3 protein-coding genes are annotated in these 4226 nt (G+C 75.5%); 1 reads left to right on the plus strand and 2 read right to left on the minus strand.

Going from position 1 to position 4226, the window contains the following annotated elements; translation table 11 throughout:
• Nucleotides 1-30: 30 nt before the first annotated feature.
• Nucleotides 31-2532 (minus strand): aminopeptidase N, encoded by a 2502-nt coding sequence (gene pepN / locus HCJ92_RS22705; RefSeq protein ID WP_167935482.1) that lies wholly within the window; start codon nt 2530-2532, stop codon nt 31-33.
• Between the two features lie 91 nt (nt 2533-2623).
• Nucleotides 2624-2998 (minus strand): chorismate mutase, encoded by a 375-nt coding sequence (locus tag HCJ92_RS22710; RefSeq protein WP_338054335.1) that lies wholly within the window; start codon nt 2996-2998, stop codon nt 2624-2626.
• Between the two features lie 188 nt (nt 2999-3186).
• Between HCJ92_RS22710 and HCJ92_RS22715 the strand changes: the two genes are divergently transcribed.
• Nucleotides 3187-4092: a hypothetical protein gene (locus tag HCJ92_RS22715; protein ID WP_167935484.1), complete on the plus strand. Its 906-nt coding sequence runs from the start codon at nt 3187-3189 to the stop codon at nt 4090-4092.
• Nucleotides 4093-4226: the final 134 nt, after the last annotated feature.

Here is a 4226-nt window from a genome sequence, read left to right on the forward strand (position 1 = left end):
CGGGGACCGGGGTGGGGCGGCCGGCCAGCCTCAGGGCGTCCCGGCGGTACGGACACGCAGCGCGCGGGCCATGTCGTCCAACTGGTCGGTCAGCCCGCGGCGCAGGGCCGCGCCGACCGCCGCGTCGTCGCGGACGGCGGCGCCGAGCCGCAGCGCCTCCGGGGAGACGAAGGTCGCGGGGAAGGCGTGCCGGCAGGCCGCCGCGGTCAGCGCGTGGCCCCGGCGTTCCGCGAGTGCGGGGACCTCCGCGAAGTACCGCTCGACGTAGGGCGCGAGCAGGTCGCTGTGTTCCGGGTGCCAGAAACCCTGGGCGGTGGCGGCGAACAGGTAGGCCGACAGCCGGTCGCCGGTGCCGAACATGGCCTCCCAGGCGGCGGCCTTGTGCTCCGCCGTGGGCAGCGCGGCGCGGCAGCGGGCCGCGCCCTCCTCGGCGGTGGCGCCGGGGTCTGCGGCGGCCTCCACGTCGATCTCCTCGGGGGTGAGGTCACCGAGGACGGCGAGCCGGTGCAGCACCTGCCAGCGCAGCTTGGGGTCGAGCTCCGGCCCGCCGGGGACGGTGCCCTCGCCGAGCCACTCGCGCAGGTCGCCCGGGTGGGCCGCCGCGCCGATGAGGCACCGGGCCGCAAGGAGCCGGCGAGCCGGGGTGCCGGGGCGGTCCAGGATCTCGCGCGCGAGGTCGCGCAGAGAGGCCAGCGCCAGCTCCCGGGCGCTGCCGGTGAGGTAGCAGTCGGCGACGGTGGCCCGCGCGAAGGTCAGCACGGCCTCCAGTACCGCGAGGTCGTCCTCCTCGGGGAGCTGCTCCCTGGCCATCTCGACCAGTGCGGCGGGCGCCAGCTCGGCGTCGCGGACCATCTCGCGGGCGGCGCCCCAGACCACGGTGCGCGTCAGCGGGTCCGGCAGTGCGGAGACCGTGCGGCTCGCGGTCGCCCAGGAGCCCTCGTCCAGGCCGACGCGGGCGTAGGTGAGTTCACCGTCGTTGACGACGAACAGCGCGGGCCGCTCCCCCGTCCCCTCGACCGCGGCGACGCCGTCTGCGGGCGGCAGCTCGATGTCGTGGGTGTCCAGCGGGACCGGGCGGCCGGGGTCGGCGGTCGCGGTGCCGTAGGTGCCGACGCGCAGCCGGTGCGGGCGGCCACCGGTGTGGGTGAGCTCCAGTCGCCAGCCGTCCGATGCGGCGGTGACGGCGGGGGTGAGGGTGTCCGGGCCGGCGGTCCGCAGCCAGCGGTCCGCCCAGGCGTGGACGTCGCGCCCGGAGGCGTGGCTGAGGGAGTCGATGAACTCCGCGAGGTCCGCGTTGCCGAAGCGGTGCCGGGCGAAGTGCTCGTTGATCCCCGCCAGGAAGTCCTTCTCGCCCAGCCATACGACGAGTTGGCGCAGCGCGGAGGCGCCCTTGGCGTAGGAGATGCCGTCGAAGTTGAGCCAGGCGGAGGCGGTGTCGGGCACCGCCTCCGGCAGGGGGGCCACCGGGTGCGTGGACGGGCGCTGGTCCGCGGCCAGGCCCCACGCCTTGCGCTGGGCTGCGAACTCGGTCCACGGCCTGAAGTCGGTGGCCTCCGCCAGCACCTGGTAGCCCATGTACTCGGCGAACGCCTCGTTCAGCCAGATGTCGTCCCACCAGCGGAGGGTGACCAGGTCGCCGAACCACATGTGGGCCATCTCGTGGGCGATGACGATCCCGCGCTGCTGCCGCTCGGTGTCGGTCACCGCCGAGCGGTGGACGAACTCGTCGCGGAAGGTGACCAGCCCTGGGTTCTCCATGGCGCCGGCGTTGAACTCGGGCACGAACGCCTGGTCGTAGGAGTCGAACGGGTACGGCTCGTCGAAGATCTCGTGGTAGCGGTCGAAGGTGCGGCGGGTGATGTCCCACAGCTCCTCCGCGTCCTTGTCGAGGTGTTCGGCGAGCGACCGGCGGGCGTGCAGCCCGAAGGGCAGCCCCGCGTGCTCGGTGCGGACGGAGTGCCAGGGGCCGGCCGCGACCGCGAGGAGGTAGGTGGAGATCGGCGGGGTCGGCGCCGCGCGCCAGCGGCCCGGCTCGTCGTCGACGGCCGTGCAGACGCCGTTGGCCAGCACCGTCCACTCCGTGGGCGCGGTCACGGCCACCTCGAAGACGGCCTTGAGGTCGGGCTGGTCGAAGGCCGCGAAGACCTTGGGGGCCTCGGAGAGGCAGCACTGGGTGTAGAGGTAGGTCAGGCCGTCGGCGGGGTCGGTGAACCGGTGCATGCCCTCGCCGGTGTGCGAATACGCCATGTCGGCCTCGACGTGCAGCTCGTGCTCGCCGGCGGTCAGGGCGAGCGGCAGCCGCCCGTCGGCGACGGCGGCGGGGTCGATCTCCCGGCCGTCGAGGCTGATCCGGTGCACGGCGGGCGCGACGACCTCGACGAAGGTCTCGGCCTCCTCGCGCGCGGCGAACCGCACCGTGGTCACCGACCGGAAGACCTCCTCCCCACGGGTGAGGTCGAGATCGACGGTGTACCGGTGCACGTCGAGAAGCCGGGCGCGTTCGCGCGCCTCGTCACGGGTCAGAATCGCCATGGCCCCATGCTGCCGCATGGCCGGGCGGGGCGGTACGGCAGTGCCGCCCCGCGGCCGGGCCGGCGCCGTCCGCACCGCCGGGCCGGCGCCGTCAGCTCTCCCGCGCGATGGTCTCGTGGTGGCGGATCACCTCGGCGATCACGAAGTTGAGGAGCTTCTCCGCGAACGCCGGGTCCAGGCGGGCCTCCGTCGCCAGTTCGCGCAGCCGCGCGATCTGGCGGCTCTCCCGGGCGGGGTCGGCGGGCGGCAGTTGGTGCTCCGCCTTGAGCAGGCCCACGCGCTGGGTGCACTTGAACCGCTCGGCGAGCATGTACACCACGGAGGCGTCGATGTTGTCGATGCTGGCGCGCAGCCGCTCCAGCTCCTCCTGGGCCTCCGGGGCCCGGGGCGTGGGTCCGGCCCCGGGCGACGCGGGGGCCGCCGGGCCCGTGGCGTCGTCCGCGGGCCCGTGGCCGGCGTCGGGCACCGGGTCTCGGCGCTGTTCGGTGCGGTCGCTGTCACTCATGGTGCCCGACTGTAGGCGGCACGGGGCGGGCCGCGGCGGACACGTCCGCAGCGCGGGACGGCGCGGCCCACCGAACGGCGCCTCCCGGACGGCGGCGGCCGTGGGTAGCGCGCCTACAGTGGGAAGCGGCGCGGGAGGAGGCTGGTCGCATGACGGTCGGCGGTGGCGGTACGGCACGGGACGTCGAGCGCGGGTTCCCGCACCTCGCGGAGGTGCGCGGCGCGCTGCGCGCGCTGTACCGGGGCCTGTCGGGCGACCGGGTGCGTTCCTTCGGGACCTCGGTCCTCCCGGTGGACGTGGCCTTCGACGACGGGGAGGAGCTGACCGCGGGCGTGCGGCGCGTCGCCGGTGTGATGATCCGTCACCTGGGCCTGCCGGAGGCGCCGGTCGAGGTCCGGTTCCGTGAGATGCCCGAGGCGGCGTGGGTGGAGCCCGCGGCGGGCGGCGCGTACGCCGTCGAGCTCAACCCCCGGTTCGACGCGCACCGGCGGGACATCGGTGCCGTACTGGCGCACGAGATGACCCATGTGCTGCTGCACCGCGCGGGGCTGGCACTGGCGGACACCGCCGCCGACGAGATCCTCACCGACACCGCCGCCGCCTATCTGGGGTGCGGCTGGCTGCTGCTGGACGCGTTCCGGCAGTCCGCGCTCACCTCGCAGAAGCTGGGCTACCTCACCCCCGAGGAGTACGGCTACGTGCTGGCGAAGCGGGCGCTGGTGCACGGGGAGGACCCCCGCGTGTGGTTCACCAGCCCCCAGGCGTACGACGCCTACGGCAAGGGCCTGCGCCGCGCGGAGCACGACGCGGGGCAGCCGCCGCTGGCCGGCGCCGGCTGGGCGGCCCGCCGCCGGTACGCAGCGCAGCGGGGTCTGGCGCGGGCGGGCGCCCCGGTACCGCCCGGTGTCGGCCCGTACCGGTTCGAGACCGGCGGCGCCGCTCTCCGGGTGGTGTTCGACTGCCCGGTGTGCACCGGGCGGTTGCGGCTCCCGGTCGACGGGCCGGTCCGCGCCCGGTGCGGGGTGTGCCGCACGGTGCTGGAGTGCGACACCTGAGAGCGCCGCCCGTCTCCGGCGGGCGAGGAACCGCCGAGCGGTGCGCCGCCGTCGGGAGGGGTGAAGCGGCGCGGGCGGCGCGCGGCGGCAGGGGGGCGTCATGACGGATGGAGCCGGCGGCGGGCGGGCCGAGC

The sequence above is a fragment of the Streptomyces spiramenti genome (genome assembly GCF_012034385.1).
GTDB lineage: Bacteria > Actinomycetota > Actinomycetes > Streptomycetales > Streptomycetaceae > Streptomyces > Streptomyces spiramenti.

Excerpts from the sequence above, each read along its gene's own strand:
- HCJ92_RS22715 (WP_167935484.1), top strand. The coding sequence starts at position 3,187 with ATGACGGTCGGCGGTGGCGGTACGGCACGGGACGTCGAGCGCGGGTTC.
- pepN (WP_167935482.1), bottom strand. The coding sequence starts at position 2,532 with ATGGCGATTCTGACCCGTGACGAGGCGCGCGAACGCGCCCGGCTTCTC.